The 24,234-nt window shown below is 63.3% G+C and carries 20 protein-coding genes; 13 read left to right on the top strand and 7 right to left on the bottom strand.

Annotated elements, in window-relative coordinates; translation table 11 throughout:
* Positions 1 to 41 precede the first annotated feature (41 nt).
* The gene (locus AC07OO_RS11185; RefSeq protein ID WP_495082185.1) at positions 42 to 2,351 is read left to right on the top strand and encodes an EAL domain-containing protein; all 2,310 of its coding nucleotides are present in this window, start codon (positions 42 to 44) and stop codon (positions 2,349 to 2,351) included.
* Between the two features lie 15 nt (positions 2,352 to 2,366).
* A complete protein-coding gene (locus AC07OO_RS11180) occupies positions 2,367 to 3,056 on the top strand; it encodes a methyl-accepting chemotaxis protein (protein ID WP_495082184.1) in 690 nt (229 codons plus the stop codon).
* Between the two features lie 29 nt (positions 3,057 to 3,085).
* Here AC07OO_RS11180 and AC07OO_RS11175 read toward each other — a convergent pair whose 3' ends face one another.
* Together AC07OO_RS11175 and AC07OO_RS11170 are read right to left on the bottom strand one after the other, a co-directional pair.
* Positions 3,086 to 3,886, bottom strand: a complete 801-nt coding sequence (locus AC07OO_RS11175) for an MBL fold metallo-hydrolase (RefSeq protein ID WP_495082183.1) — start codon at positions 3,884 to 3,886, stop codon at positions 3,086 to 3,088.
* 16 nt (positions 3,887 to 3,902) lie between these two features.
* Complete coding sequence (locus AC07OO_RS11170) at positions 3,903 to 4,565, bottom strand: DJ-1/PfpI family protein (protein WP_495082182.1); 663 nt, start codon at positions 4,563 to 4,565, stop codon at positions 3,903 to 3,905.
* Positions 4,566 to 4,715: 150 nt separating this feature from the next.
* Here AC07OO_RS11170 and AC07OO_RS11165 point away from each other — a divergent pair, with 150 nt between their 5' ends.
* Positions 4,716 to 5,687 carry a GlxA family transcriptional regulator gene (locus AC07OO_RS11165; RefSeq protein WP_495082181.1) on the top strand — a complete coding sequence of 324 codons (972 nt, stop codon included), beginning with the start codon at positions 4,716 to 4,718 and terminating at the stop codon, positions 5,685 to 5,687.
* Positions 5,688 to 5,730: 43 nt separating this feature from the next.
* Here AC07OO_RS11165 and AC07OO_RS11160 read toward each other — a convergent pair whose 3' ends face one another.
* On the bottom strand, positions 5,731 to 6,399 hold the full coding sequence (locus tag AC07OO_RS11160) for a TetR/AcrR family transcriptional regulator (protein WP_495082180.1): 669 nt from the start codon (positions 6,397 to 6,399) through the stop codon (positions 5,731 to 5,733).
* A 246-nt stretch (positions 6,400 to 6,645) separates the two neighbouring features.
* Here AC07OO_RS11160 and AC07OO_RS11155 point away from each other — a divergent pair, with 246 nt between their 5' ends.
* The 6 genes from AC07OO_RS11155 (at position 6,646) to AC07OO_RS11130 (ending at position 13,226) form a co-directional block, all read left to right on the top strand.
* Positions 6,646 to 8,646 (top strand): neutral/alkaline ceramidase, encoded by a 2,001-nt coding sequence (locus tag AC07OO_RS11155; RefSeq protein ID WP_495082179.1) that lies wholly within the window; start codon positions 6,646 to 6,648, stop codon positions 8,644 to 8,646.
* Between the two features lie 13 nt (positions 8,647 to 8,659).
* On the top strand, positions 8,660 to 9,148 hold the full coding sequence (locus AC07OO_RS11150) for a DUF2147 domain-containing protein (protein ID WP_495082178.1): 489 nt from the start codon (positions 8,660 to 8,662) through the stop codon (positions 9,146 to 9,148).
* Between the two features lie 62 nt (positions 9,149 to 9,210).
* Positions 9,211 to 10,131, top strand: coding sequence for a TorF family putative porin (locus tag AC07OO_RS11145; protein ID WP_495082177.1), 921 nt, complete (start codon positions 9,211 to 9,213; stop codon positions 10,129 to 10,131).
* On the top strand, positions 10,131 to 10,496 hold the full coding sequence (locus AC07OO_RS11140) for a c-type cytochrome (RefSeq protein WP_495082176.1): 366 nt from the start codon (positions 10,131 to 10,133) through the stop codon (positions 10,494 to 10,496). The genes AC07OO_RS11145 and AC07OO_RS11140 overlap by 1 nt, the downstream gene beginning before the upstream one ends.
* A complete protein-coding gene (locus AC07OO_RS11135; protein WP_495082175.1) occupies positions 10,493 to 11,941 on the top strand; it encodes a D-arabinono-1,4-lactone oxidase in 1,449 nt (482 codons plus the stop codon). Before AC07OO_RS11140 ends, AC07OO_RS11135 begins: the two co-directional genes overlap by 4 nt.
* 1 nt (position 11,942) lies before the next feature.
* Positions 11,943 to 13,226: an alanine racemase gene (locus tag AC07OO_RS11130; protein WP_495082174.1), complete on the top strand. Its 1,284-nt coding sequence runs from the start codon at positions 11,943 to 11,945 to the stop codon at positions 13,224 to 13,226.
* A gap of 101 nt (positions 13,227 to 13,327) precedes the next feature.
* Here the strand turns inward: AC07OO_RS11130 and AC07OO_RS11125 are convergent, their stop codons facing one another.
* A complete protein-coding gene (locus AC07OO_RS11125; RefSeq protein WP_495082173.1) occupies positions 13,328 to 14,551 on the bottom strand; it encodes a hypothetical protein in 1,224 nt (407 codons plus the stop codon).
* A 42-nt stretch (positions 14,552 to 14,593) separates the two neighbouring features.
* Between AC07OO_RS11125 and AC07OO_RS11120 the strand changes: the two genes are divergently transcribed.
* Positions 14,594 to 15,073 carry a pilin gene (locus AC07OO_RS11120; protein WP_495082172.1) on the top strand — a complete coding sequence of 160 codons (480 nt, stop codon included), beginning with the start codon at positions 14,594 to 14,596 and terminating at the stop codon, positions 15,071 to 15,073.
* A gap of 28 nt (positions 15,074 to 15,101) precedes the next feature.
* Here AC07OO_RS11120 and AC07OO_RS11115 read toward each other — a convergent pair whose 3' ends face one another.
* Both AC07OO_RS11115 and pdxR read right to left on the bottom strand, forming a co-directional pair.
* A complete protein-coding gene (locus AC07OO_RS11115) occupies positions 15,102 to 15,560 on the bottom strand; it encodes a hypothetical protein (protein ID WP_495082171.1) in 459 nt (152 codons plus the stop codon).
* Positions 15,561 to 15,622: 62 nt separating this feature from the next.
* Entirely contained in the window at positions 15,623 to 17,089 is a 1,467-nt protein-coding gene (pdxR, locus tag AC07OO_RS11110; protein WP_495082170.1) for a MocR-like pyridoxine biosynthesis transcription factor PdxR, read from the bottom strand.
* A 227-nt stretch (positions 17,090 to 17,316) separates the two neighbouring features.
* Between pdxR and AC07OO_RS11105 the strand changes: the two genes are divergently transcribed.
* The gene (locus AC07OO_RS11105) at positions 17,317 to 19,641 is read left to right on the top strand and encodes a sensor histidine kinase (RefSeq protein WP_495082169.1); all 2,325 of its coding nucleotides are present in this window, start codon (positions 17,317 to 17,319) and stop codon (positions 19,639 to 19,641) included.
* On the opposite strand, the gene AC07OO_RS11100 is transcribed toward AC07OO_RS11105, so the two are convergent.
* On the bottom strand, positions 19,638 to 22,013 hold the full coding sequence (locus AC07OO_RS11100; protein WP_495082168.1) for a sensor histidine kinase: 2,376 nt from the start codon (positions 22,011 to 22,013) through the stop codon (positions 19,638 to 19,640). The genes AC07OO_RS11105 and AC07OO_RS11100 overlap by 4 nt on opposite strands.
* On the opposite strand from AC07OO_RS11100, the gene AC07OO_RS11095 reads away from it, so the two are divergent.
* Positions 22,000 to 22,182 carry a hypothetical protein gene (locus AC07OO_RS11095; protein WP_495082167.1) on the top strand — a complete coding sequence of 61 codons (183 nt, stop codon included), beginning with the start codon at positions 22,000 to 22,002 and terminating at the stop codon, positions 22,180 to 22,182. The two genes, AC07OO_RS11100 and AC07OO_RS11095, sit on opposite strands and share 14 nt — an antisense overlap.
* Before the next feature lie 157 nt (positions 22,183 to 22,339).
* Positions 22,340 to 24,160, top strand: a complete 1,821-nt coding sequence (locus AC07OO_RS11090; RefSeq protein WP_495082166.1) for a hypothetical protein — start codon at positions 22,340 to 22,342, stop codon at positions 24,158 to 24,160.
* The last annotated feature ends 74 nt before the right edge of the window (positions 24,161 to 24,234 follow it).

Below are 24,234 nucleotides of genomic sequence, written 5' to 3'. Positions count from 1 at the left end.
GTTGCTAGGCCTTTGGCATGGAATGTGCTGCCTGGTCGGGCATGGCTACTTTGTCAAACCCTTTGCAGCCGGCCCTCGCTACAAGCCACGCGCCCAAGGCCTCGGGCTCGGCGGGACTGTCGCACCCACTATCGCAGGCCTTGACACAGAGTGCATCGCCCAGCGCTTTGGAAGAGGCGGCGGGCTTTGGCCGCTGGTGGTTCGATCCTGCAAGCTCGCACACCGTGCTGTCGGCGCTCGCCGCGCGTTTTCTGAACGTAGAGGCACTGCACCATACGGGGCTGGACAGCTGCTTCATCCATGTGGTGTCCGACGACATGCTGGGTCTGGTCGCGGAGCTGTCTGACGGGGCGCAGCGTACGGCCAAGCGCGATTTCCGTGTCGTCAGCGCGGTGGAGGGTATGCGCTGGCTGCGCATGACACACCTGCCGCTCGACCCCGCCAACCCGGGCCTGCTCAGCGGCATCCTGGTCGATGTGACCCCCCTCAAGCATGCTGCCATGCGCGAACGCCTGGGCTTTGAGCTGACCGAGTTCCTGGTGGGCACGCACTCGTTGGGCGACGCCATCACCAATGTGATCCAGTTGATCTGCAAGAACCTGGGTTGGGACTGGGGTGCGTATTGGGCGGCCGAGCCGCCTGCGGCAGGTCAGCCGCCCCGATTGGCATGCAAATACTTTTGGCACCAGCCGGAGCTGGACCTGGCCTCGTTCGGTGCCGAGAGCGCCAGCCTGTCGCTGCTACCGGGTGAGGGTCTGGTTGGCACGGTATGGCAAAGCGGTCGGCCCGATTGGGTGGAAGACATGGTCAATGACCTGCGCTTCTCGCAGCGTACCAGCGACCGTGAATGCAAGCTGTGGTCGGGATATGTGTTTCCGGTGACCTATGCGTCGGCCGATGGCCATACCCACAGCCCTGGTGTGCTGGAGTTCTACAGCTGCCTGTCGCGCCAGCCCGAGGCCCAGTTGCCACAGGTCTCGGCCAGCATTGGCGCCTTCATCGCGCAGATGGCGCAACGCATGGAGCACCAGGCGACGATCTTGTACCTGGCCCAGGTGGATGCGTTGACCGGGCTGGCCAACCGCAACTATTTCCACGATCTGGTGGGTCAGGCCTGCGCTGCCGCCACCAGGGACAGCAGCGCCTTCGGCCTGGCCTTTATCGATCTGGATCGCTTCAAGCCCATCAACGATGCCTTTGGCCACGAGGCTGGCAACCAGGTGCTGCGGGAGTTCGCGCAACGCCTGCGCGCGCTGGCCCCGGACGAGAGCAAGGTGGGCCGCTTGGGCGGTGACGAGTTTGCATTGCTGATACCGCCACACGCCCTGCCTGAAGCGGCCCAACTGCTGGAGAACATCTTGCAAGCCGCCCGTGCGCCCTTTGTGTACGAAGGCATTGAGCTCACGGTGTCGGCCAGTGTGGGTGTCAGCACCTTTCCGCAGTGTGGCCAAACGTGTCCGGCGCTGCTGCAAAGTGCGGATGCGGCCATGTACCGCATCAAGAACAATGGACGCAACGGTTGCCATTTCTCGTCCGTCAGCAACACACACGCATTGGCCGCGCAGCAGTCGTCCATCGCCCAACGCCTGGCATTGGAGACCGAGCTGCACCATGCGCTGGACGGCAACGAGTTGCGCCTGGTCTACCAGCCGATCTTCGATATTTCCAAGGGGCGCCTGGAGTCGGTCGAGGCGCTGATACGCTGGCATAAGCCAGACGGTACATCGGTGCCGCCCGATGTGTTCATCCCCATCGCCGAACAAAGCCATCTGATTGTGCAGATCGGCAAATGGGTACTGGGCCAGGCCTGCCGAGATCTGTCCATACTGCACGCGGCCGGCTTCACTGAACTGAAGGTGCATGTGAACATGGCCGCGCCCGAGTTCAGCAACAAGAGCCTGCCCGGTGAATTGCATGCACTGGTGGCCGCCTTTGGCTTGGAGCCGAACCGCCTGTCGCTGGAGCTGACCGAGGGCATGCTGATGAAGCGGCCCGACCAGGTGATACCGGTCATGCGCGCGCTGCGCCAACTGGGCTTTGGCATCAGCCTGGATGACTTTGGCATGGGCCACTCGTCATTGGCGCTGCTCAAGAACCTGCCTATCTCGTCGCTGAAGATTGACCGCTCGTTTGTGCGCGACCTGCCGCACCAACGCAACGACCGCGCCATCGTCAAAACCATCGTCGATTTGGGTGACCAGATGGGCCTGAAAGTGATTGCCGAAGGGGTGGAGACCGAGCCGCAACGCGAGATCCTGCGCGAAGCCGGTTGCAGCCTGATCCAGGGCTACCTGATGGACCGTCCCATGGCATTGGCCGACCTGTTGAGAAAGTACCCAGCACACACTTGAAAGGGAGGAACCACCATGTACTTAGCCGTAGCTGAACGTTCAATGCCCGCTCCAGCGGCCACCGCAGCAGATGCCCCGGCACTGACCGGGGAGGTGTTCGCAACACTGATCAACCTGTCGGGGCGACGGCGGTTTACCTCGCAGCGCGTGGTGTTGTACACCCTGCTGGCGGCCAGCCAGCATCCCGAAGCCAGCCGCATCGCCACCGAGGCGTTGGACCTGTTCCGCGATGCCCACACTACGCTGATCAAAGGCAACAAGGTCTTGCCCGGCGTCTTTGGCCAGCCCCTGCAGGATGCCTACTTTGGCCCCGCACAAGGCAATGCAAAAATTCTGGCGTTTATCGCGCTGGCCGAGCGGGTGCTGTTTGCCGTTGCCTCGGGCTGGCAGCGGCAGGTGCCTGCCCTGCTGGAGGAATTGGTTGAGTCTTCGTCGTCGCTGCTCGCCGTGCTCAATAGCTTGACCGCGTTGTATGAAACCGAAGCCCGCAGCCACGCACACCGTGTTGAGAAGCAGTTGCATGGCGCCATGGAAGAGATCAAAACCATCTCCAAGCAGGCGCAAGTCGTCGCCATGAATGCGCGCATCGTGGCCGCCCGCGCGGGTGCGGTTGGCAATGAGTTCGCCGTGGTGGCCACCGAGCTCATCACCATCACGACCGACATCGGGACGATTCTGCAGCGCGCCATGCCCAAACCAGGCTAGCTTGCGCGGTGCCCGCAGCGGTCGCGGCCTCAAGCAGCTATTGCGTGTCGCGTTGCAAACTCCAAGGCCTGCCCATCCTGCGGTGTGTGCAGGCGTTGGCTGACACCCGCACGCAGTGCGGCGGCCAGCAACTCGGCCCGCGTCACCGGGCAGTGGCTGATGGCCTCCAGGTGGTTGGCCACCACGGTACCGGTGGCCAACTGCGCGAAGGTGATCACATCGTTCACACCCATGATGATGTCTTGCCCAATATCAAAGCGGGCGCCGCCGGCGGGTATGACACTGACATTGGGTTGGTGCTGGCTGACAAAGGCCCGCACACGCGGTGTCAGGATGGTGTCACCGGCCAAGTACAGGCTGGGCTCACCCGGCATCTCTATAAAGTAACCCACGCCGTGCTCCATCATGCGGCCGACAACGCCCTCTCCATGCGTGCAGCGCACCGTGCGGATGCGGCCTTCAAAGAAGGGCTGGGGCTGGTCATGCCCCTCGCGCAAGGGCTGCACGTTCAGGCCACGTTTGAGTAGATAGGGGGCGTCGTGTGGTGTGCAGATCACGGGCACTTGCCGGTCGCGCAGCCACTGTTTTCCAAAGCCATCCAGGTGGTCAAAGTGGCCTTTCTGGCAATGGGTGATCAGGCAGTGTGTAACCCGGGTCAACGCAGCGCTGGCCTGCGCGGGCAGGTCCACCGTAGGGTTGCGCAGGCGCTTGCCATCCAGCAGGCGCAGCGGTGGCAACGCACCCAGGGGTGCCAGCATGGGGTCCACGAGGATGTGGCGGTCCCCGATGTGCACGATGACCGTGGCGTTGCGGAGTTGGGTGATGCGCATGGCGTTCTCCAGTGCGTTAAAACGCGGGCTGAAGCGCGTCCAGGCGTTCCAGATTGCCCTCTTCAAAGGCGCGTATCAACGCCTGGGCCGATGCCGGAGCGGTGTCGGGTGTGCCATTGCCAAAGGGTGGGTCGGGGTAGTACTCGATGCCCAGCTGTATGGTCTTGGCGACGTCTTCCCCGGCGATCAGCCCCGCCAGGTACAGACCCACATCAATGCTGGCCGAAACGCCTGCGCCTGTCACGAGCTTGCCATCGCGTTGGTAGCGTGCGGTGCTGATGGTGGCGCCATAGGCGGCCACCCGGTCGCGGGCAAACCAGTTGGTGGTGACACGTGATATGCCGATCACCCCGGCCGCACCCAGCAGCTCCACGCCGTTGCAAATGCCCACGGTCCAGGTGGACGTGGCGTGCAGGCGGCGAATCGCCTCCAGCAGCGCGGGGTCGTGCAAGGCCTTCTCCACACCGGGGCCGCCGGGTACATAGAGGATGCCGGTGCTGGTTGTTTCTTCCAGCGTGCGGTAGGCGTGCAGGGCCAAGCGGCGGGTATCGGCAAACACCGGCCCGGTGCGTGCTGCGATGAATTCGGTGGTGATGCCGGGCACATTGGCCAGCACTTCGTAGCCGCCGACGATGTCGAGCGTGGTGAAACCGTCAAACAGAACAATGGAGAGGCGCATGGTTTTCCTTCGTTGAATGCGTGGAGCAGGGCGCTGCACCACTGCATTGTCAAATCGGTGTGCCTTGAGGTAGAGTGGCGTTATTGCCATATTTAATGGTGTTATCGCCATATGCAAACCAAGCCCCTGTCGCCCAAAAAAAGCAGACCTATGCGCATTGCCATCCTGGCCTATGCGGGTTGCATGGCGACGGAAATCTTTGCCGTGGCCGATGTGTTGCTGATTGCCAGCCACATCGCCCGTGCGATGCGCAAGGCGCCAGCATCACCCTTTGATGTACAGGTGGTGGCTCTGGGGGGTCGCAACGTAGCGGTGGCCGGTGGCTTCTCGGTTGGGGCGCAAAAGCCTGCGGGTGCGTATGACCTGCTCGTCGTGCCGGGCTTGGAGATTCGCCGGCTGGACGAGTGGGATAGCAAGTTAATCCCCCTGCGCCGCGAGCTGGCCTTTGTCCGCAAGAGCTTTGCCAGCGGCACGCCGGTGGCCTCGGTTTGTATCGGTACCTTCCTGCTGGGCGAGGCCGGCTTGCTGGACGGCCGCAAGGCTACGACGGCTTGGTTGTGCGCGGCCGAGTTGGCCCAGCGCTATCCCGCTACCGACTTGCAGGCTGATGCTGTGCTGGTGGAGGACGGCGCGGTCACCACCACAGGGGCCGTCAGTTCTGCGTTTGACCTCGCCATCCACTTGGTGAAGAGGGCGCTAGGCGCCGAGGTGGCTACCGCCACAGCGCGGCTGGCCCTGCTATCCCAACCCCGCGCAAGCCAGGCGCCGTTTGTGGACAACGCCTTGTTAGGCCCTACCAGCCTGCCATCGTTTGCCCACAGCGTGGCGCAGTGGCTGGGCGCGCGCTTGACCGAGACCTACGATCTGGAGCGTCTGGCCCAGGCCTTCCATGTCAGCACGCGCACGCTGTTGCGCCGGGTCAAGGACCAGACCGGTGATTCGCCGCTGGCCCTGTTGCAACAGGCGCGGGTGGACAAGGCCAAGCAGTTGCTGAACAACAGCGCGTGGAGCCTCGCGCAGATCACCGAGGCCGTGGGCTATGCCGATGTGCCCACCTTCTCGCGCCTGTTTGCCAGCCATGTGGGGGAAACACCGGCGCGCTACCGGCGCCGGCAAGCCTGACTGAGGGAACCGACGGCCGGGGAAGGTTCATCCTGCGCCGCCATCACGCACTTTTGCGCCGCACAGCTACCACCTGTTGCGTCAGCATCTCGGCCAGCGCCATGCCCACGGCGTGGGCATCCAGCGACGGATCGTCAAACAGCATTTCCAACGCGGCGTAGTTCATCTCCACCGCCAGCCGCGCCAGGATCACGATCTCCTTGTGCGGCGCTTTTGGGTGGGCCTGCATGAAGGCGTCGACGATCAGGCCACTGACGAAACCATGCGACTCGATGCGCACCTGCGACAGCGCCGGCACCGCGCGCAAAGCGCGCGTAACCCACAAGCCGCCCGGTAAGGACTCGGTCAGCACGCGCGTCTGGTCGAACAGGTCGTAGATTTTCTGCGTCAGTTGTTTGGGCGGCAGCTTCAGCGTGGCCGGTGTCGCCCACACCAGCACCAACTCGTTTTGCGCCTGCATCAGGCGCTGGCCCAGTTCGCGCAGCAGGGCGTATTTGTTGGGGAAATAGCGGTACAGGGCTGGCGGTGAAATGCCGGCACGCTCGCATACCAGGTTGGTCGAAAGGCGCTCAATGCCGACCTCGGACAACAGTTCCAGCGTGGCACCCAGTATCAATTCGTAGGTGTCGTGCGCCCGTTGCTGGCGCGGTTGTGCCTTGCCCTGCAAGGTGGGCGCGGCGGTGGTCTGGCGCTCGGAAGGGGGTTTGGGCATGTCCAGGTGAGTCTACCAAGGGCTAGGGTTAGTCCCAGTGTTACAGCTATTATTGATCAATACACTAGCTATCACTAGTTAATAGTGATAACTAGCGTCATGAAGGATGGTTTCAAAAGGGGTTGAGCGAAGCGCGTTGGGTGCCCACCGGGGCACCATGTGCCGCAGTCTTTTTTCCCCACCGTGCCGCGGTCTGCGGCCGGTGGGGTCTTTTCTTTGGCTGGTCAAGCAAAACGGGAGAGAGACATGTCGATTCGTAAGCATTTGGCGGTCCTGCTGGGCGCCACACTGATCACCGGCGCCGCCTGGGCCGACCCCTACCTGGTGGGCCGTGGCATGGCCGACATCACCGGGGAGGCGGCCGAGGTCGGCATGATGGGTTATGCCTCGCCCTCGCAGATTACCGGTGGCATCCACATGCGCCAGCGGGCGCGCGCCTTCATCGTCGTGGACCAGGGCAATGGCAAGCGCATGGTGTTTGTCAACAACGACCTGGGCATGGTGTTCCAGGGCGTGCAGCAGGCGGTGATCAAACAATTGCAGGTCAAGTACGGCAGCCTGTACGGCTCCGACAACGTGATCCTTTCGGCCACCCACACCCACAGCGGACCGGGCGGCTTCTCGCACTATGCGCTGTACAACTTCACCACCTTGGGCTTCAACAAGCGCACCTTCGATGCCATTGTCAGCGGCATCGTGATGGCCATCGACACGGCGCACCGCGATCTCAAGCCCGGCAGTGTGCAGATTGGCAAGGGGGAACTGACCAACGCCAACAACAACCGCTCGCTACCCGCCTATGAGCGCAACCCCCAGGCCGAACGGGATCGCTGGGGCCGCGCCATCGACCCCGACATGACGCTGCTGCGTTTCAAACAGGGCGGAACCGATGTCGGTGTGATTAGCTGGTTTGCCACCCACGGCGTCTCCATGTCGCCCAATAACCACCTGATCAGCCCGGACAACAAGGGCTACGCCGCCTGGCGCTGGGAACATGAATTGAAGGGCGTGCGCTACCAGAGCGATAGCGACTTTGTGGCCGCCTTTGCGCAGTCGAATGCCGGCGACATGACGCCAAACCTCAATCTGGACGGCACAGGCCCCACCGCCAACGAGTTTGACAACACCCGCATCATCGGCGAGCGCCAGTTGCAAAAGGCGCTGGAGATCTACAACGGACCCCTGGTCACGCTCAGCGGGCCGCTCGATTACCGCCAGCGCTTCGTGGATTTCTCGCGCATCAGCGTGGATGGCCGCTTTACCGGCGGCACGGCGCACAGCACCTGCCCGGCCGCCGTGGGCTCGGCCTTTGCCGCCGGCACCGAGGACGGTCGCGGCCTGGACGGTATCACCGAGGGTGACCTGAACGGCAACCCCTTCTTCAATGCACTGGGCGGCATCATCGCCCCGGCGCCGCAGTGGGTGCGGGACTGCCAGGCGCCCAAGCCGGTGCTGCTGGCCACCGGCACACAAACGCCGTACCCATGGTCGCCGGAGGTGTTGCCGGTGTCGATCGTGCGCATCGGCCAGCTCGCCATTGTGGCGGCACCGGGCGAGTTCACCATCATGTCGGGTCGCCGCGTGCGCGACACGGTCAAGGCAGCATTGGGTGACAGCGTTCAGCACATCGTGTTGGCTGGCTATTCCAATGCCTATTCCGGTTACGTCACCACGCCCGAGGAGTACGACGCCCAGCACTACGAAGGCGCCTCCACCCACTTTGGCCGCTGGACCCTACCGGCCTACCAACAAACCTTCCATGAGCTGGCCACTGCGCTCCAGCAAGGCCTGCCGGCCTATGCCAGCGCCACACCGCGCGATCTGTCCGGCCAGCAAATGAGCTTTCAGACCGGGGTGGTGCTGGACAACGTGCCGGTGTTCAAGAGCTTTGGCGACGTTGTGCTGCAAGCCAACGCAAGTTACACCCGCGGCCAGCAGGTCAACGTGGAATTCTGGACCGGCCACCCGAAAAACAACCTGCGCCAGAACGGTACCTTCCTGGAGGTGCAGCGGCTGGATGGCGCCTTCTGGAGCACCGTCGCAACGGACGGAGACTGGAGCACCATTTACCGCTGGTTGCGGGTCGATCCGGTGTGGGGTACGTCCAAGGCCGCCATCTCCTGGGACATCCCTTTGAACGCGACACCGGGCCAGTACCGCATCCGCCATTACGGCAACTACAAGAACGGCTGGAACGGCACCATTGGCGACGTCAGTGGCACCAGTCGCACGTTTCAAGTCAACTGAACAGGACACCAACATGACAGCTTCAAATCTATTCCAAGGGACACAACACGGTGCGCAGACGCGCGCGGCCCGCACCTATGCGCTGGCGCTGGCCTGCCTCGCCAGCACCGGCGTGCACGCAGCCACCGCGCAAGATGCACACGGCCTGTGGCTCAGCGGAGACAAGGCCGCGGTGATCCAGTTCGCGCCCTGCGCCGACAAGCCCGATGCGCTGTGCGGCAAGATCGTGTGGGACAAGGATGCCAACACCCCGGCCGACGCCTGTGGCCTGACCATTGCCAAGCTGACGCGCTACGAAGACGATGCCTGGCGCAATGGCTGGGTGCTGGACCCGCGCACCAACAAGCACTACAAAGGCGCGCTGCGGGTGCGTGCCGATGTGTTGAATCTGCGGGCCTATATCGGTACCGAGCTGCTGGGTGAAACCGAACAGATGACCCGCGTGCAGGTGCTGCCAGCGGGTTGCAAGGCGCAGCCACCCGCCGAGAAGGCGCCCGCCTGAGGGGCGCCGCGCCCGCGCACGACCTCCCCCATGTTTCGACTCCACTACTTCCACATACGCCCATGAAACACACCCCATTGCTTGCCCTTGCACTCGCCGCTGCCACGCTGGCGTCCACCAGCCACGCTGCACCGCAGGAGGAACCCACGGTACAGAGCTACTCCTTGGACTTTGAGATCAAGGCCATGACGGACAGGCGCAACCGCGGCGTATCCGACAGCTACAACAACCCGGCCCTGGAGTTCACCGTCAACGCCGCGCACGAGTCCGGCTTGGTCGGTCTGTTGCAGATCGGAACGGCCAGCCAGACGGTATTTCCCAATGGCAACGGCATGTCGGTGCTGGGGGCAGTCGGCGTGCGCAAAGGGGACCCAGAGCGCTTTCACTACGGCTTCGGCATTGCCCAAGAGTGGTTTCCTGGTGCGCACGTAGAGGCTCCTACCGGCGTGGACTGGGAGACCACAGGCGCCACGGGTGTCCCCACATTCACGGGCCAATCTGACACCAAGTTCGACACCAGCTACCTGGTGGTCGAATTGGGCTGGGGCATTGTCGAGGCGCGCTACTTGTATGTGTTGTCGGATGACTTTCGCGGCAACAACACGGCCACGCTGTGCGGCAGCACTTACCTGGTTCCAGCCCTGATGGGTGGTGACTCCACGCAGGCCATCAACTGCTACGGCTCCGGACCGCGCAAGACCGGTGGCTCGCACCTGCTGGACCTGGACATCAAATACCCCTTGAACGGGCAGACCAAGCTGATGGCCCACCTGGGCTACCAAAGCGTGAAGAACTTCTCGGAAATCGACGGCTGGGACTACCGCCTGGGCGTGGTGCACACCCGCTGGGGCCTGGACTTCTCGGCCGATGTCGTGGGTGCTGCACTGCGCAACCGCGACTACGCCAATGTGGCCGACAGCAATGGCAACACGCGCCGCCTGGACAGCACAACACTCGTGCTGGGTGTGGCCAAGCGCTTCTGATGCGTGCCTTGCGTTGTGGCAGCACCGCGGTTGCTGCGCTGCTGTTGCTGCTCGCGTGTGAATCCCGCACGGTACCCGTGGCCACACCGTTTGCCAGCGCCATCGAATCCCTGCGACCGGCGGATGCCCGCCTCGCCGAAAAATACGAAAGATCTTGTATGACTTGCCACATAGCCGCCGCCAGCGGCGCTCCGCGCACGCACGATGCGCAGGCCTGGAGCCGCCGCGCCGACACTGGGCGCGACGCGCTCATCCAGAGCGCGCAGTGCGGCATCAACGCCATGCCCCCCATGGGCCTGTGCCCGGACTGCAGCCGCGACGACCTGGGCGCGCTGATCGACTTCATGCGCGGGGTGCAGCCATGAGCCGGCGCACGCGACGTCTGGTGTTGAAGACGGCGCTGGCAACCGGCATGGGTGTGGGCGCGGCCAGTCTGCACAGTGCACAGAAAGCCGCCAGTGCGCCCGCTTCTGCGGCATCCACTGCAACGCCGCTAGCCCCGCCCGCAGCGCCCGCCGCAGGCGCCAGCGCCACGGCCCCCAACACCGCCACCTGGCGCAATTGGAGCGGCATCCACAGTTGCCAGCCCAATAGCTGGCAGGTGCCGGCCACGACGGATGCGCTGGCCGATCTGCTGCGCCAGGCGCCGGGGCCGATACGCTGCGTGGGGGCAGGGCACTCCTTCACGGCGCTGGTGCCGACCCCCGGAACACTGCTGTCGCTGGATAGGCTCAGTGGTATCAGCGCCCATAGCGACCAGCAGGCCACCCTGGGTGCCGGTACGCGCCTGCAGGTTGCCAACCGCCAGCTGGATGCCAAGGGCTTGGCCTTGCACAACCTGCCCGATATCGATGCCCAAACCTTGGCCGGCGCCATGGCCACCGCGACCCACGGAACCGGTGTCAACTTCGGCGCGCTGCATACCGACCTGCTGGGCCTGACGCTGATGACACCGAACGGGCAGTTGCTGCAATGCTCCCCAAGCCAACGGCCTGACGTATTCGCCGCGGCGCAGGTGTCGCTGGGCGCGCTGGGCGTGCTGACCGACGTGACGCTGCGGGTGCGGCCCCGCTTCCACCTGCAACGCAAGGTCTGGCTGGCCAAGACAGAGGACCTGCTGGACCAGGCACCGGCACTGGCCGCGCAACACCGCCAGTTTGAGCTCTACCTGCTGCCCTTCACCGGCTACGGTGCCGCCATCACCCATGATGAAGTGCCGATCGGCCCCGTGCAGCGCGCTGCCGCGGCGGACGAAGACGTGCTGCACGATTTGCGCCTGCTGCGCGATTGGCTGGGCCGCTGGCCCGGGCTGCGGCGCTGGGCGGCACAGCGCGCCATTGACCCAGACCAGACCGAAAGCATGCGTGACCTGTCGTGGAAGCTGCTGTCCAGCGCACGCCCCACGCGCTTCAACGAAAGCGAAGGCCATGTGCCGCGCGAGGCCGGCATCGCCTGCCTGCGCGAGGTGTTGGCCACGCTGGAGCGCCGCAACGAGGTGTTTTTTCCGATTGAGTTCCGCTACATCAAGGCGGACAAGGCTTGGCTCAGCCCCTTCCACGGCCGTGATAGTTGCTCGATTGCCGCGCACGCACTGCAAGGCGAGGCGCATGACTACCTGGTGCAGGAGCTGGGGCCGGTGTTCCGCCGCCACGGTGCGCGCCCGCACTGGGGCAAGCTGCACAACTTCAGCCCCGCCGAGTTGCGCGCGCAGTATCCCGAGTGGAAACGCTTTGCCGAGTTGCGCCGCGAGCTTGATCCGCAGGGCCGTATGCTCACGCCGTATATGAAACAACTGTTGGGAGAGAGTTGATATGCCCTCGATGAAACGCCGCTACTGGTTGGCCGGTGCCGCTGCGCTGGGCGTGGGCGGTGCACTGGCGCTGCGCCCATCCGACCAGGGCGGTGCGCACGATGCGTACTTCACCAGCCTGCAGACCGCCTTGCGCGCGGCCGGTCCGGCCCTGCCCACACTGGTGGTGGACAAGCAACGTTACCTGGCCAACCTGGACAGCATCGCCAAGACGCGGCAGCCGGGTTTGGCGCTGCGCGTCGTGGTCAAGTCCCTGCCCAGCGTCAGCCTGATCGAGCACGCGCTGAAGGCCTGGGCCACCGAGCGGGTCATGGTCTTCAACGCCCCGCAGTTGCTGGCCCTGGCCCGCGCACGGCCCAGCGTGCAGGTGCTGCTGGGCAAGCCCATGCCGGTCTCCACCGCCGCCTGGGTGCTGGAGCAATTGGCTAATGTGCCGTTTGACCCTGCACGCCAAGTCGAATGGCTGGTCGACACGCCGGCCCGCGCCGCGCAGTACCGCGACTTGGCCCGTGCCCGCGGTGTGCCCATGCGCCTCAATGTGGAGCTGGATGTGGGTCTGCACCGCGGCGGCATCGAGGACGATGCGGCGCTGGTGGATCTGCTGAAAGTGGTGCAGGGCGAACCGCTGCTGCGCTGGAGCGGCTTCATGGGCTACGACGCCCATGTGGCCGCCATCCCCGACCTGCCGGGTGCGCGTGCGGGCGCCATCGCGCATGCGCGCAACGCCTACGCGCGCCACTTCGCGACCGCGCAAACCGTGCTGGGCGCCACGGCGCGCGATACGCTGACGCTGAACGCCGCCGGTTCGCTGACCTACCACCTGCACGATGGCAAGCAGGTGCCCAACGAGGTGAGCGTGGGCTCCGCTGCCGTGAAGCCACTGGATTTTGAACGGGACAGCACGGCGGCGCTGCAGGCGGCCAGCTTCATCGCGACACCAGTGCTCAAGACCATGGACAACTTCCGCCTGCCTAATGGTGTGGAATGGATCAGCCGTGCGACTGCCCTGTGGGACCCCAACCAGGCCCGCGCTCTGGCCATACACGGCGGCCACTGGCTGGCCGATCCGGTGTCGCCACCGGGCGTCAAGCCCAGCGGCCTGTACGGTGCCTCGTCCAACCAGCAGGTGATGGTGGCACCGGCCAGCACGCCGCTGGCGGTGGATGACTGGGTGTTCCTGCGTCCGCGCCAAAGCGAGGCGGTGTTTCTGCAGTTTGGCGATATCGCCGTGTTTGACGGCCAGCGCATCGTGGAGCGCTGGCCGGTGTTCGCCGCTTCCGCTTGATGTTATAAAAACCCTTATTTGGGGTTGTTGACCGACGCCTTATGAAGAATTGGCATGTAGCCCTCGTGAAATATAAAGAGTTTGCTATCAATAAAGTAGCATCAATCCGATCCGCCTGAGTAAGCCACCGGGTGCAGGTTGTACGCATCGTTGTCGGACGGGTAGCTGACGTAGCCACCACAGCCCAGTACCTGCACAGGCAGCAGGCACAGCGTGGTCACGAAGGCGTCGAAGCTGGGGTAACGCGGTTCTTCCGCACTGACATCGTCATTGGACAGCATCACCGTGCCTGCGAAGGGGCCCTCCACCGGCAGTATCCAGTAGCTGGCGTCATAGGGTATTTTTCCAAAGGGAATGGCGCTGCGCACCCAACGGGGCAGGGCGGAAGGGTCTCTCTGAAAGTCCACGCTGCTGAGCCAGTCCACGACCTGGGTGCTGGCGTCTTCCCATTGCTGTGCGGGCAGAAACACAAAGCCGGCGGACCACAAATCCCGGGCATCGGTGCAAAACAAGGCCGCACCATTCAGCGTTTGGTACACCGCAAGCAGTTGCGCCGCGGCGGGGTGGAGGGCCAAAGCCGCATTGCTCGCCGACGGCAGGCCCTGGCTGGGACCGAAATGGTGTACGGTGATGGCTGTGGCCTCCTTCGGGGCGCCCGTGTGCTGCATGTCCCATTCGCCGGCCTGGGCCATGACGCGGGGCGCGGGGTCGCTCAGCAGGGCTTGCAGCATCTGCAGGGCCGTGCGTTCGGACAGTGCCTGGCGCACATCCTGCTCGCGCTGCCGCTTCGCGCGCACAGTAGGCCCCCAGTCGAAGGCGATTGCATCGGCGTGCAGCGCCGCCTGGTCCAGCAGGCAGTCTTCAACAGCGCTCCAGGCCAGCGAAAGCTCCATATCGGCCTCGCTGTCCGGGCTGGCAAAGGCGACCTTGGAGAAACCCTCAATGAAGGCCGCGATGCTTTTGGCCTGCGCGGGTTCGACCTTGTCCAACTGCTCCTTCAGTCCCTGCTGGAAGGTGCCGGTGGGGCGTGGCTGGGCATCCATCACGGACTGCATCAGCTTGCACACGGCATCCAAGTCCGGCCCCTGGGCCTGGCAGAGCGCCAGCAGCGACTGTGCCGTCTGTGGGTAGCGCTTGAAGGCCTTGCCAAAGCTGCTCTCGCTGGCTTTGGTGTCCAGCTTGAAGAAATCCAACAGCAATTGGTGCGTGGCCGCACCAGCGCCGGACTGCGCGGCGGGGTGTGCCAGGCCCTCCCGTAGCTGTTGCAGGATCTCGCTGCTGGACAAGCGATCGCGTTGCGACAAGAGTTCGGTCAGTGGGGTCATAGTGGGGCGACAATAGGGCAGCACAATTGCCACAGTCCACGCATGAAAACACGCAACCCAGGCTTCACGCTGATCGAAACGATGGTGGTGGTGGCCATCGTCGCCATCTTGGCGTTGATCGCCATGCCCAGCTACCAGGGCAAAATCGTCCGGGACCAGATCGTCGAAGGCAGCACCTTGGCCACTCTCGCCAAGAGCCCGATTGCGGCCCTATGGGCCGCCACCAAGACCATGCCGGCCGACAATGCCGCCATCGGCCTACCGGTTCCCGAGAAGATCGTGGGCAATCTGGTGCGCGCCGTCACCGTGCAAGACGGTGCCATCCACATCACCTATGGCAACCGCGCCAATAGCAACATCAAGGACAAGATCCTGACGCTGCGCCCCGCTGTGGTCGAAGATGCGCAGATGGTGCCGGTGGCCTGGGTGTGCGCCGCAGCCAGCGTGCCGGACAAGATGACGGTCAAGGGTGAGAACAAGACCAGCATCCCCAAGGAATATCTACCGCTAAATTGCCGCTAGTGGGGCAGCGGCCGTTTGCTGGCCAGGCCTAGCCGCCGCAACGGCTACGGTAGGTTTCTTCGAAGCGCTGCAAGTCCGCTTTTTCGCCTTCGGTCAAATCCGTGCGGGCGCGCTTGTTGTAGAGGATGCGTTTGGATTCACCGCATTGCTGTGCATGAAGAAGGGCACGCTCTTTGTCCAGGTTTTCTTCCCTCTTGGCCGTCATGAGCTGGTCCCTCTTGTCCCTGCGCTCCTGCAGCAGCCTGGTCTGGGCTTCGCTCTCACTTTCGGCGCATTCCTGTATGTACTCCCGCTGCATCTGGACGACGGTGTCGTACTTCAGGCCCCGTGTTCCGGCCGTGCGTAGCGCGTCGTTGAGGGAGGCGCAGCGCGCGCTCAGGTATTTGAGATGCGGCGGCGGCTGTCCCATGTAGCGGCTGGGCACTTGTGCTCCCGCATCGGTGGCAATCCACGTCACAGCCCATGCAATGGCAAATACAGCTCGCACAACACCCTTCGCTTTCTTCCTTCTTAGCCCTAAATGTTAACAGTTTGTAACACGGTGCCGCCCTACGCCCCAGCTTGCTGCAATAGCTTGCCCAAGGCTGCAGCCGCCCTGCGTAGTGCCGCCGTGTCATACCCCGCGTAGCCAAACAACCACCCCCGCCGCCGTGACGCCATGGTGTAGCGCGACAGCGGAGCCAGCAGGATGCCGGCCTCTTGTGCGCGGGCCGATAGCGCTTTGTCATCCTGGCCGGCCGGCAATTCATGCAGCAGGTGCATGCCCTGTTCGCTGGGCTGCAGCGCCCACTGGCCCTTGCTGGCCTTGGCCAAAGCCTCGATCAGCACCTGCTGGCGCTGTGGATACAGCTCGCGCATGCGGCGCAGGTGGCGCAGCAGGTGGCCTTCGGTGATGAAGCGGGCCAGCACGTCCTGGGTATCACCCGGTGCGTGGCGGTCGGTCAATGCGCGGGCCATTGCAAAGGCGCCGGCCAATGCGTGCGGCAGCACGATGAAGCCCAGGCGCAGACCGGGGTGCAGCGTCTTGGAGAAGGTGCCCACATACAGCACGCGCTGCGCATGGGGCAGGCTGCACAGCGCGGGCAGGCGGTGCGTGCCGTACTGGAATTCGCCGTCGTAATCGTCCTCCACAATCCAGGCCTGCTGCGCGTTGGCCCAGTCCAGCAGGGCCAGGCGACGCTGCAAGCTCATGCGCACCCCGGTGGGGAATTGCGACGTGGGCGTCACCACGGCCAGTCGGGCCGTGGGCCATTGGGCTGCGGCGTGCTCCACGACCAGGCCTTCGCCATCGACCGGCACCGGTCGTACGGTCACACCGTGGCCCACCAAGCTGGCGCGTATGCCGGGGTAGCCAGGGTCCTCTACCCAGGCCTCGTCACCCACATCCAGCAGCAGCCGCCCGACCAGATCTATGCCCTGTTGCGAGCCCGAACACACCACCACCTGCGCCGCCTCGCAGCGTATGCCGCGCGACACCCACAGCCACTGCGCAATCGCGTCACGCAGTGCAGGGGAGCCCGCAGGGTCCAGGTACTGGGCCTGGGCCATGCGCTGCTCCTTGGAAGCTTGCCGCGCCAGCCGGTCCCATACGGTAAATGGAAACGTGGCGATTTCGGGGGCGCCGATGCGGAAGGGATGGGCCGCCACCAACGGCGGGTTCCAGCGCGACACGGTGTCGGCCACCAGTTGCCCGCGTTGCGACAAACCGGCTGCAACGGGCGGGCGCAGCGCCTTGGATGAGCGGCTGGAAGAGACCAGCGTGCCCAGGTTGTCGGCCACATAGCTGCCGTCTCCCACCCGCGCCACGATATAGCCCTCGGATTGCAGCCGCTCCAGCGCCCACAGCACGCTATTGCGCGACACGCCCAATGTGACCGCCTGTTCGCGTGACGCAGGCAGGCGGGTGCCGGGCTTGAACGTGCCCTGCTCGATGGCGCGGCGTAGTTCCAGATACACCTGCTGGCGCACGGTCTCGCCACGGGATCTATCGGTGGTGGCCTCCATGGCTTTTCGCATCATCTCTGATTGGCCCCTTCAAACTTGCCATAGATGGATAAATGAAGGAACCACTGTAGCAGCAGCAAACGCCTGGGGCAGGCACTTCAGTCTGTCAAATGCCGTTATGCTCGTTGGCTATGAAGAACACTCAGACTATTTGAGATGCTGTTGCAACGGCCATGTTCGTGCCGATGAGGCCACTCCATGCGCGTACAGGCGGCTGGGTCGGCCTGCTGAACTGCCACATGCACATTACTCTGGTGCTGCTGCTTTTGTTTTGGTCTCTGCCGAGCCGGAGCGCAGAGACACCCGCGCTGAGCATCGGCACGGGCAGCAGCTATGTGTTGTCCAACCACTTTGCGGTCTTTGAGGACAAGTCCGCCACGAAGACCCTGGACGACATCCTCACGCCAGACATTCAGGCCCAGTTCAAACCGGTAGCGCAGGGGCCGACGTCGACCAATTTTGGTGCCACGGATTCGGCCATCTGGCTCAGAATGTCTTTGCAGGTGGCTGCCGATGCGCCTCAGCGCTGGATGCTGGAAGTGGCGAATGCGCCCATGGACCGCCTGGATACCTTTGTATCCCGCGCCGACGGCAGCTATGACCACCAGGTGGGAGGCGATTCTCTGCCTTTTGTCGCGCGCAGCGTTGCGCACCACAACCATGTCAAGGCACTGGACCTGGTTCCGGGCACAACCGTGACCCTCTATCTGCGGGTTGCCTCGCAAGGCGTCGTCGCGGTCCCGGCCACGTTGTGGCGCCCTGCGGCGCTATGGCAAAGCGACCAGCAAACCTACTCCGTGTTTGCCCTGTACCTGGGCCTGCTGATCGGTCTGCTGCTGTACAACCTCTTGCTGTTCGTCTCCGTGCGTGATCCGGCGTACCTGTTCTACACCGGCATGGTGGCCTGCATCGGCCTGGGTGTCGCCTCGGCTGATGGGCTGGCCGCGCAATTCCTTTGGCCGGATTCCATCGCGTGGAACAACCGCTCGCCGCTGGTCTTCCAAACCGGTAGCGGCGCATTCAGCCTCTTGTTTGTGCGCAGCTACCTGGCCAGCAAGTCCAATGCTCCCCGTTTGGACGTGTGCATGCGGATACTGGTTGGCCTGTGGGTGATCACCTTTGCAATCGCACTGGGCGGGCCCTACAAGCTGGGGCGTGATCTGCTGGCCCTGCTCAGTCTTGTCGGCATTGTTGCGGTGGTAGCAGCGCTGGTGGTCAGCGTTCGGCGGCGGCACCCCGGCGCTCCCTACTTTGCGCTGGCGTGGACCGCGTTCTTGCTGGGCGTGCTGGTACAGGTCGTACATAACACGGGGTTGATGCCCTCGGGTGTGCTGGCCGCCAATGCGGTCGAAATAGGCTCGGTGTTTGAGATGGTCTTGCTGTCGCTGGCCCTGGCGGACCGCATCAACGTCGCCAAGCGGGAGAAGCAACTGGCTTTGGTGCAAGTCAGCACCGAGCAGGCCACGGTGCAGGCCTTGCAACAATTGCAAATGCGCTACCGCGCCGTGATCGAACACGTTGCTGAAGGCATGGTGGTCTTGCAGAACAACCATATCGTCTTCGTCAATATGCGTGCCACCGAAATCTTGGAGGCGAGCAAGGACCAGATCATTGCTGAAGGCGTTGTCCGACGGGTCCACCCCGACGACCGCGCCATGCTGGTGGCGCGTGCGCAGCGGCGCTTGGCGAACCAGGATGTCCCGGAGCGCTCGCAGGTTCGGCTTGAACTGCCCGGCAAGTCCAGCAAATGGCTGGAGTTCGGCGACAGCATGGTGCCCTGGGACGGTGGGCAGGGCTTGCTGGTCTTCTTTCTCGATGTCACGCAGCGCCGCGCGGCCGAGTTGGAGACCCGCGCCGCGGTGGAGCGGCAGCAGGAGCTCAATGCCCTGCGCTCGCGCTTTGTGGCCATGACGAGCCACGAGTTCCGCACGCCGCTGGCGGCCATTCTGTCTTCGCAGGACCTGTTGAAGACCTATGGTGACCGTATTGCGGAGCCCGAGAAGCTGGAGCTTCTGGGCCTGATCGAAGCCGGCGTCAAGCGCATGACCTCCATGCTGGAGCGCGTGCTGTTGCTGGGCCAGGTGGACGCGCACATGCTGGAATTCAAACCACAAAAACTGGATCTGGAGGCCCTGTGCCGCGACCTCGTTGCAGAAGCCATGGCCCAACACAAAGGCAGCCAGTGCCATGCTGTGGTGGAGTTTCAGCACACCACCGGCGAAGCGCTGTACGACGAAAAATTACTGCGCCATATCTTTGGCAATCTGCTGTCCAATGCCATCAAGTATTCACCCCAGGGCGGCGAAGTGCGCTTGAAGGTGCATGGGCAGGGAGATCACACCGTGTTCGAGGTTTCAGACCAGGGCATAGGCATTCCTGCGGACGAGCTGGATGCCTTGTTCGCGTCTTTCCATCGGGCCAGCAATGTGGGTGATATCCAGGGCAGCGGCTTGGGGCTGGCCATTGTGAAGCAATCCGTGGAATTGCATGGCGGAACGATTGAGGTCCGAAGCCGTGCGGGACATGGCAGTTGCTTCTCCGTGCGCTTGCACCAACCTGTCTAGGTCACGGCACCAAGGCGCACGATAAAGCAGCTTCCCTGGCCTACTTGGCTCTGCACGGCAATGGTCCCGCCATGCAATTCCACGGATTGCTTCACAATGGCCAGCCCCAAGCCAGTTCCGCGGATCACCCCGACATTGCTGGCTCGGTGAAACGTTTCAAACAAATGGGCGGTTTCTGCCTCGGGGACACCAATGCCCTGGTCGGAGACCGCAAACACCGTCTGCGGGCCCTCGGTGGAGACCCGCAGGCGCACTTCGCCACCCTGGGGTGAATACTTGATGGCATTGGACAGCAGATTGCCAAAGATATGGCGCAATAGTTTGTCGTCGTACAGGCCCTCCACCGGCACGGCCAGGAACTCCAGTTCCACCTGGCAGGCATTGCCGGGTTGCTGCTTGATGGCGTCGGCCACCAGCTCCTTGCACAGCACCTGAAGGTTCAATTGCCGTGGTTTGAATTCCAGCATGTGGGCCTCTCCCTCGTCCAGCAGCAGCACCCGCTCCAGCATCGTGGTCATGCGGTGCACGCCCGATTCGATCATGTCCAGCATTTCCATCTTCTGCGCGGGTGGCAAGCGATTGCCAAAGCTCTTGAGCAGGTCTTGCGCAGACAATATCGCCGCCAGCGGTGTACGGAATTCATGGCTGGTCATGGCCACAAAGCGCGAGCGCAGAGCGTTCAATTCCTGTTGCTGGTTCAAAGCGGTACGGATTTCCAGCTCCGCTGTTTGCCGCTGCGTAACGTCGAGGAAGGACACCAGCAAGCCCTGGCCGTTATCCCATGGGACCAGGGCCTGCCCAAATTCCAGCCATTTCAATGGCTGCTCCCCCGGCTGTAGCCGGACCAGGCAGCGTTCTGGTGCGGCCGGCTCTCCAGGCTGACGGCTCTGAAGGTGCTCGGCGAGCCGTGCACGGTCTTCGGCATGGACAAAGCTCTCCAGCCCGTGTTCGATGATGGCGGCCTTGGTCGCATCCAGAATCTCGGTGGCTCGGTAGTTGACGAACGCAGTGCGCCCGTCCTGCACCACCACCATGCCCTCGCCGACATGCTCTATCACCGCCTGGTAGCGCTGCTGGGATTGCTGCAGCACTTGCACCCTCTGCTGCTTGGAGGCGACCTGGGCCTGGGCCACTTCCTTTTCGCGGCGGGTGACATTGATGCGGTTGGCCAATGCAAACGACAACAGAACCATTTCGAATGCGGAGCCGATCAGCACAGCGTTGCCAAACACCGGATTGGCTGGCAGCACGCCATAGTTGTGTAACGACTGGACCAGAATACCGACCAGCAGCGCGCTCCAGGCCAATCCGAAGTAGGGCGCACCGGGGTGGCGTTGCCGTATGCTGATAGCTGCCGCCAGCACCACCGCCAGCACGGCGACCAGTGCCAATACCGTGACCAGCAAGATGGCCACGCGGTGGGGTATCACCAGAGACAGAAAGGCCGTCGCCATCCACGCCAGGACCGTGGCGCGCAGGAGCCGGTCCAGCCTCGGCATCTGGCTGCGGCTGGTCAGGAAACTGCGGGCAAACGATATGCCAAAGGTACCGCTGGCCGCATAGGTGACGTTGATGGCGACATCGCTCCACCAGACCGCGCCGGGCCACAGGAACTGGGTTGCCAGTCCCGAGTTGACGGCTTGCGACAAGCCAATGCAAACGACAAACAACACGTACACCAGGTAGGCGCTGTCGCGCACGGACACAAAGAGCAAGGCGTTGTACAGCACCAGCCCGATCAGCAGCCCGAAGTACAGGCTGAAGACAGGGTAGGTGTGCTGGTCACTGTGCCACAGTGCCGCGGGCTGCCACAGCGTCATGGGCGCCGTGACATTCCCCTCGGATTGCGCGCGCAGGTACAGCGTGGACGCACTGCCCGGAAACAGCTCAACGGGTTGGACATGGTTGCGGTGTGGCACGGGGCGTTCGGCAAACGGCAGGGAGTCGCCGCCGCTGCTGTGCACAAAACCACCGTCGAGTTTGGAGACGTAGAGGTCAAGGCGGTCCAGCGGCGGGTTCCTGACTTCCAGCATCCATTGCGCGGGCGCATCGGCCTGCGTCTGCAATTGCACACGCAGCCAGATTGCGGAGCGCGTCACGCCAAAATTCTTGGCCAGGGCGCCTTGCACCACGGGCTTGAACTGGCGTTGCACATCCGGTAGCACGATGTCCTCCAGTGTCAGCTTGGCACTGCGGTCTTCAAAGTACATGAATGAACGTGACAGCACATAGCTGTCGTCCATTCCAATCACGATGGAACCGGTTTGGGCCATCGTCGCCTGCACCCCCACCAGCAATAGCAACAAGCCCATGCATTGGCAGGCCAGGCGCTGCCAGACGGTCAGACGGGCGCGGGTCGTGGACAACATCATGGGCGGGCTTGGCGTCGCAATGGGACTGGTGGATTGGGGTGAACAGATGGATGCCGCGCCGGACCGGCAGGCGCTTGATCATACGGTTACTACCCAGCTCCGGGCTGTTGGATGGCCTGAGTACGCCGCCACCCAACTGTCGGGATTGGCCGACACGCTAAAGCAATGATGTTGTTACGTTTTTTAACAATCCCAGGGTCGGTGTCGGGATTGGCCGACAAAGCTTGGTGGTCCAAAAACCGTAAGCCGTTGAATTCATTGACTATTTCATGTGGCACGCAATTTGAGTGATTCGGGGCGAATCAATCTATTGACAGCGGATCACCATGCCACAGAAGAATGTATTTCGGCGACTCTCCGGCCCTGGCCTGCTCGGCAGCATGCTGCTTTGCCACGGCTATGTGCACGCCCAACTGAATCCACCTGGGTTGCCCATGCCTGGCATGACCACTCCGGGAATGACCACGCCAGGCACCAATACCCCGGGCACGAACAACAATACCACCGGGCCGAACGGAACCGCGCGTGGCGCCGCCAACGAGCAGGTTCTCAAGACCTGGCAGCAGAACAACCTGGGTGGCGCTGTGCCGACCCTGACCCGTGCTGAAGATGGCTCTACCAAGCTGGACTGGCGCGGTGGTGTCACGCTGGACGTGTACACCAACGATGTGCAGTCGGCGGGCGGCAGTGCCAACACGCCCCTGCGTTCGGGCAACTTCTACAGAAGCGTGGTGACCAGCGATCTGCGCGGGCTGACGGATGACGATGGCATTGCCCACTTCCAGTTGGCCGCAACCCAAAGCGATGACCGCGCTGTGCTCAGCCAAAACCCCTATCAGATCAACCAGCTCCAACTGGGCCGCACCGGGGCGGGCTACCAGGTGGCAGTGGGTGACATTGCGCCGAACTTCTCCAACCTGAGTTCGGCACTGGCCGTGCGCGGTGCCTACGGCCAACGCCAAGTGGGCGATACCACCATCCACGGGTTTTCCGGCCAGGTGGCGGAGAGTTGGGAGGCCTTGTCCGGTACTGTCCCCGCCAACCAGTACATCCGCGAGGTCCATGGCGTCAAGGTGGAGACCGTGTTCGGCAGCAACCTGCGGACCTATGCCACCGCGCAGTCGTTCGCCGAGCGCGAGGCTCCCACCATGGCCCAGCCCGGCTACCTGCCCGTGGGGGCTTCGCGCTCCATGAGCGTGGGCTTCCAGTACCAGAAAGACCAATGGAGCCTGGCAGGCGAAACGGCCGCCAGCAGCTTTGAGGACAACGGATATTCGGATCGGCAGGGTCGCGCCACCGTCATTGATGCGGCTTGGCGCGGCGAGAGCGTGGGCTTGCGCGGCGGCTACCACCACCTGGACAGCGAATTCACATCGTTGTCGCTGTTCGCCCAACCGGGTGTGCACGAGGCCTATGTGGGCGCCGACTGGATGGCTGCGCCCTGGCTGACGCTGACGACCGATATTCGAAAATCCAAGAACTCGACGCTGGCCAATGCCTATAGCGAGGCCACCTTTGTGGACACCGATGCCGTCACGCTGCGCGCCAACGTCAATTTTGGCCCGGACTATCCCGGTTGGATGTTGTCACTGCAAAACGTGGAGGCCCAGTCCGTAGATTCCTCCGCACAGGCATCCCGCCGCAGCGACGCGGCGATCATGCTCAACTATGCCTCGCCCGTTGTGACCGTGGGCCTGGGTTTGGGCCAGGGAAAAATCAGCAGCGAGGCGTACCCCTACTACGACTCGGCCACCAGCAACTGGTCGCTGAATATTGGTAGCAACTTCTCCAATGCGCAGCCCGACATGGCGGCCACCTGGAATGCTGGCGTCAATTTCTTCGCCGTGTCCCAAAGCCAGCGTCTGCTGGCAACCGATGGAACCAGCAACAATGCCAACTACACGCTGGCCTTGACCGGCCAGATGGTCGGCTGGGGCAGCCTCAATCTGCTGTTGAGCGCGGGAGAAACCACACAACCCGATGGACCCAGCCTGCATTTGCGTAGCGCGCAGTTGGAAGCGGTCTTTCCGTTCAAAGGGCAAAGCATGTTCAAACTCTTTGCGCGCACCACGCGGCGCTACATGGAAGATCCGCTGCTGTCCGCACAGGAAGACGCCTTTGGCGTGCAACTGATCTATGCCTTTTGAGGCCCCCCCCCCTTCTAGCGGACCCCATGATGCTTATGTCTGAAAAATTGAACCCCACTAAACTGACGCACGAC

Source organism: Rhodoferax sp. GW821-FHT07G04 (assembly GCF_059418585.1).
Note: the sequence above shows the minus strand (reverse complement) of the source record. Positions and strands in the feature narration are given on the sequence as shown.